This is a genomic window from Acinetobacter sp. WC-743 (assembly GCF_000335555.1).
Classification (GTDB): domain Bacteria; phylum Pseudomonadota; class Gammaproteobacteria; order Pseudomonadales; family Moraxellaceae; genus Acinetobacter; species Acinetobacter bereziniae.
This window is the reverse complement of record NZ_AMFQ01000008.1, coordinates 1-4,216: the sequence shown is the minus strand read 5'-3', so window position 1 is coordinate 4,216 and position 4,216 is coordinate 1. Positions and strand designations below refer to the sequence as shown.

The 4,216-nt window shown below is 36.1% G+C and carries 5 protein-coding genes and 1 pseudogene; 2 read left to right on the top strand and 4 right to left on the bottom strand.

The genetic code is table 11. From position 1 onward, the window contains the following. Nucleotides 1-665 precede the first annotated feature (665 nt). Nucleotides 666-1,919, bottom strand: a complete 1,254-nt coding sequence (gene apbC, locus ACINWC743_RS00740; RefSeq protein WP_009583970.1) for an iron-sulfur cluster carrier protein ApbC — start codon at nucleotides 1,917-1,919, stop codon at nucleotides 666-668. Nucleotides 1,920-2,225: 306 nt separating this feature from the next. On the opposite strand from apbC, the gene ACINWC743_RS00735 reads away from it, so the two are divergent. Then, a complete protein-coding gene (locus ACINWC743_RS00735) occupies nucleotides 2,226-2,525 on the top strand; it encodes a hypothetical protein (RefSeq protein ID WP_009583968.1) in 300 nt (99 codons plus the stop codon). Nucleotides 2,526-2,569: 44 nt separating this feature from the next. Here the strand turns inward: ACINWC743_RS00735 and ACINWC743_RS00730 are convergent, their stop codons facing one another. Then, the gene (locus tag ACINWC743_RS00730; protein WP_004827580.1) at nucleotides 2,570-2,767 is read right to left on the bottom strand and encodes a hypothetical protein; all 198 of its coding nucleotides are present in this window, start codon (nucleotides 2,765-2,767) and stop codon (nucleotides 2,570-2,572) included. Between the two features lie 195 nt (nucleotides 2,768-2,962). Here ACINWC743_RS00730 and ACINWC743_RS00725 point away from each other — a divergent pair, with 195 nt between their 5' ends. Further along, on the top strand, nucleotides 2,963-3,178 hold the full coding sequence (locus ACINWC743_RS00725; RefSeq protein WP_009583965.1) for a DUF6500 family protein: 216 nt from the start codon (nucleotides 2,963-2,965) through the stop codon (nucleotides 3,176-3,178). A gap of 16 nt (nucleotides 3,179-3,194) precedes the next feature. Here the strand turns inward: ACINWC743_RS00725 and ACINWC743_RS00720 are convergent, their stop codons facing one another. Both ACINWC743_RS00720 and ACINWC743_RS23675 read right to left on the bottom strand, forming a co-directional pair. Then, on the bottom strand, nucleotides 3,195-3,491 hold the full coding sequence (locus ACINWC743_RS00720; RefSeq protein WP_009583966.1) for a putative quinol monooxygenase: 297 nt from the start codon (nucleotides 3,489-3,491) through the stop codon (nucleotides 3,195-3,197). A 137-nt stretch (nucleotides 3,492-3,628) separates the two neighbouring features. Then, a pseudogene (locus ACINWC743_RS23675) lies at nucleotides 3,629-4,216 on the bottom strand (IS5 family transposase); the annotation flags it as partial.

Genomic DNA, 4,216 nt, shown 5'->3' with positions numbered 1-4,216 from the left:
TTCATACAAGTGATTTGGATGATTCATTTATTTTGTACTTTTCAATCATAGATGGTCTTGCGATCGTGAGGCGACATGGATGTCGCCATGTTGAGCGGGGGTATGAGGATGTACCCCTCGCTCAACGAAAGATTTTTGTCACTTTTCATCTCTGAAAAGTGAAGCATCGCCGACGCAAAACAATTTAAACTTTAGAAGTAAAGCGTGGCAGTGCAAGCTTTAGATCATCAAACAATCTATTGTTCGCTTTCATTTTATTGATCAAGAGAAATGAAACGCTATTGATGGTTGCGCTTGCGGAGCTCCGCTCCTCATCCTAAAATTTGATGAAAACGCAGCAAGACTCCATAGAGATTTATTATTTTTCAATGAGTTGAAGATTTAATTACATCGAACCCAGGTTAATTACAGATTCAAAATCTGAAAGTATCTTTCCAGCATCTTGCTAATTTGTACGACTCTCCCCCCATCCTTGGCAGTAATCACCTAATCTTTTTTGGCAATAATAAAAACGAGTAGCACTATTAACATCACCATTGGCAGTATTGGCGAGACTAATAAAAACCTTATTATCGAGTAAGTTAAAATATTTCATTGACTTGTCCTCATTCGCCTTTCTTGAATTAAATGGTAAATATCAAGAAAGGCGATCGTATAGAATAAATTTAGAAAATTCGATGTGGATCTTTTTCTACTCGAGGCAAAGCCTTGGCAATTTTTTCCGCAATCAACATATAACTCTCTGCTGCTGCGTCTCCCGCAATAACAGAAGGATGACCAGCATCGGCATTTTCTCGAATTTGTACATTTAAAGGTAATCGACCAAGCAATGGAATAGCATATTGCTCAGACAAACGATCACCCCCACCTGCACCAAAAATTTGCTCTTCATGACCACAATTCGAACAAATGTGTGTCGACATATTTTCAATCACACCCATCACAGGGATTTGAACTTTATTAAAGAGTTCAATGCCCTTTACTGCATCCATTAAAGCTACATTTTGTGGTGTTGTTACAATCACCGCACCTGTCACAGGAATACGCTGTGCAAGGGTCAATTGGATATCACCTGTACCAGGTGGCATATCAATCACAAGTACATCAAGGTCAGGCCATAAGGCTTGATTAAAAAGTTGCATCAATGCCCCTGTAGCTTTCGCACCACGCCATGCAACGGGGGTATTTTCCTTACCAATTAAATGCCCGATTGAAAGAACTGCCATCCCGTGCGCTTCAAGTGGAACGAAATTTTCACCTTCAATTTTGGGCGTTTGTCCAGTATTGCCCAACATCGTTGGAATACTTGGACCATAAATATCAGCATCTAAAACACCCACTTTTAATCCTAATTTGTTGAGTGCGAGCGCAATATTTACAGTAGTTGTCGATTTTCCTACGCCACCTTTACCCGATGAAATCAAAATGACATTTTGTATACGTGGATGTTTAGGAATGTCCCGTTGTTGTGGTGCAGCTTTCTGAATCGGTGGATTATTAGGATCAACTTCTGCTGGGGCAGGCTTAGGTGAAGCATCAACAACAGGCGGTAATGTATGACTTTCTGCTTTGGGTTGGCTAGAACAACTATGCCCTGCTTTTCCATGTTGTTCGCTTGAGCAGCTTGAGTCATGCTGAATTTTTTGCTGAATCACATGCATGTTTAATTCTTGAATACCACATTTTTCTAAAGCATCGGCAAGATCATCATGGATTTTTTGCAAGTCATCCGCTTCATTGGGATATGTATTGATCGTAAGCTGTAATACTCGTCCAACAACATTCACCTGAGTAATACGATCCTTTAAAGCGTTGTTCGAGTTTGGCAACATATAATTTTGCAAAACGGATTGGACTTCTTCCTCTTTCACCTCCTGCGCGGGAGAAAAAACTGATTTAAGTGAAGAAAGCCAAGACATAGATTTGCTCCAAGTTTGCAAATACAACAAATACTGAAACTATAGTTTAACTGTAAATTGAGCTGAGGGTAAGCAAAGTTCTATTCAGCTTTTTGAATGTCTTTATTAATCCTACTGATTTAGTCGGAATTTATTGGTAAAACTTCATTTCTAACCTATATTCAGTACTTTTATAATCTTTAATGGTCAGTGCAATCTCATCAATCTAAATTGGTATCGTTTTTAATAGATCATTTTCATACAAAATGCGTAAAAAAACGGCTATAGTGATGCTTCTGATCTTAATAATAACAAGGCTTACCGTTAATGAAACTTCGCCATGCTTTGATGCTATCTTTATTTATTTCTGGTTCTGTGATTGCGGGAACATCTACCAATACTGTAAGAACCATTTCTGGGCAACTCATTTCTATAGGTGATAGTTATGCAGATATGAGCACACGGATTGCTCAGTCTCCAATCTCAATGCACACATACGAAAAGAAAGAAGGGAAAACGACAGTCACTGTCTCAAATTATATTTATGAAATTGATCAGATTTATTATACATTTACAGTTATTGAAAATCACATTCGCCATATTGAATGGACACGTAAAGACCTATAATAGGAAAAGCCTCTGAAGAAAACTTTCCTCAAAGGCTTTTTTACTTAACTCTTATCACTCTCGTCATCTTTTTTATGTTTTAAATCATTGACCTTTTGCTCACCTTTCAATAAGGTTTCTTTGGCTTTATGTTTTAAATCATCAGCGACCTTTTCCGCACCCAATTTTGCTTCTTTTGCCTTTAACTTTACATCATCAATTACTTCAGAAGCTTTATTCTTTAAATCGTCTAAGTTAGTCATCTGTCGTTCCTATTTTGATTAAGTTACTTAACAGTTATAGCAACAGAATCGAGATAAAACGTCAAAAACTGCATTTCAGAAACAATTCACCCACAGAATGTAGCGATGTATCTTTTTGTTTCAAAATGAATAAAATAGTCACAACAGCTAAATCCATATAAAGAATTCAATCTAATGGATACATCGAGATTATTTATGCAACAAGCCATCAAAGAAAAAATTATTCAAGTATGTAATGAAAAAATTGCCAAAAAGGGTGATCAAGTCGGGCTATCCTTTTATGCTTTTTTCGCGAATAAAAATGATGATCCAGAAACATTAATGCAAGTCGCAGAATGGTGGATTAAAACCCATCAGCTTGATCACTTTGAAAAAGCGAGCAAAATTAAACAAATGATAGAAAATGGATAATAGGTGCTTTAGCATTTTAAAATAGTTCTTGGTAATGTTGCATATGCGTAAAAATACCTTCTTGTCTTGTATATTGGTCAATCAAAGGCACTAATCTCTGAAAATGTGCTGATTGGACATGAGCATCTAATGCAGCTCGATCTATCCATTCTTCAATAAAAACAAAATGACCTGTATTACGTAAATCATGGTACAAGTCATAAGCAATACAGCCCTGTTCTTGTTTCGTCTTGTTAATTAATTCTTGATATAAAGGCAAAACAAGATCAATTTTATCTATTTGAATAAAGTCTTCAGCAATGAGTTTAAGCATCAATCAGTTCTAAATGACAATAATGACTTGCAACATAGCATAGAAAACAAACTGAATGGACAATGATAATTGACCATCTTTTTAATTTTATAAAAAAACATTTAGGGTCTGTTGACATTTAGGGTTCATAATTTAACCTACAAGGGGAGCCATAAAAATATACAAGCTAATGCAACAGAACTTTCATAGTTCCGTTTTAACTTGTCGTATCGAGTGGCTATCCCTCTAAATTGCTTTAACCTACAAAACATATTTTCTACTAAGTGCCTGATTTTATATAAATACCAATCCATATGGTCATTGTTTGATTGGCTATTGGATTTTTTAGGTATATTCGCTTTTGTTCCAGTTGCTCTAATCTGCTGTCTTAATGGCTCTGAATCGTAGCCTTTATCTGCACATACAATCTCTGCCTCATTTAAATGAGTTTTGAAATTAAATCAGGTGCGACTTAACATCATGTGTGTTCCATCAGTAATAATGAAATCAATAGGATTCCCATTTGAATCTACAACTAAATGTATTTTGGAGGAGTTTCCTCCTGCACTTTTAGAGATTGCCTGATCAGCAATACCCGCAGAATGTTGATGAGCACGAATATGGGAACCATCGATGAATAGCCATTCCATATCGGTATTCAGTGATAATAATTTGAATATAGTGAGTAACTTACCACTACTTGACCAGCGATTAAAACGTTTAAAAATAGAGTTCGGTTGTCCAAA

What these genes read in the sequence shown, in the direction of transcription:
- apbC (WP_009583970.1), bottom strand. Translation starts at nt 1,919, where the DNA reads ATGTCTTGGCTTTCTTCACTTAAATCAGTTTTTTCTCCCGCGCAGGAG.
- ACINWC743_RS00735 (WP_009583968.1), top strand. Translation starts at nt 2,226, where the DNA reads ATGAAACTTCGCCATGCTTTGATGCTATCTTTATTTATTTCTGGTTCT.
- ACINWC743_RS00730 (WP_004827580.1), bottom strand. Translation starts at nt 2,767, where the DNA reads ATGACTAACTTAGACGATTTAAAGAATAAAGCTTCTGAAGTAATTGAT.
- ACINWC743_RS00725 (WP_009583965.1), top strand. Translation starts at nt 2,963, where the DNA reads ATGCAACAAGCCATCAAAGAAAAAATTATTCAAGTATGTAATGAAAAA.
- ACINWC743_RS00720 (WP_009583966.1), bottom strand. Translation starts at nt 3,491, where the DNA reads ATGCTTAAACTCATTGCTGAAGACTTTATTCAAATAGATAAAATTGAT.